This window comes from Rhizobium sp. SVR5-2C (assembly GCF_056755115.1).
The window spans coordinates 1-234 of record NZ_JBNDHT010000621.1 but is presented as its reverse complement, the minus strand read 5'-3'; the positions used below and the strand labels follow the sequence as shown (position 1 = coordinate 234).

At 57.3% G+C, this 234-nt stretch carries 1 protein-coding gene; it reads right to left on the bottom strand.

The genetic code is table 11. From position 1 onward, the window contains the following. Window positions 1-234: ribonucleotide reductase N-terminal alpha domain-containing protein (locus ACPYOI_RS37130; protein WP_481424314.1), on the bottom strand; the 234-nt coding region annotated here is incomplete at both ends.

The following is a 234-nucleotide window of genomic DNA, read 5'->3' as shown; positions in this document are numbered from 1 at the left end:
CATCAGGCGTTCTGCCAGCGTTTCATCGCCCTGCGCGAGCGTCAGGGCAACCATCACCACGCGGTCCTCGAAGCTTTCAAGATAGCGTTTGCCGTCGAACGTTTTCAGGGTATAGCTGGTGTAAAACTTCCATGCGCCAAGAAACGTCTGGAAACGAAAACCACGGCTATGGGCCTGCCCGAAGAGCGTCTCCACAAAGGCACGATCGTACCGGGCCAGCACGCGCTCTTCGTA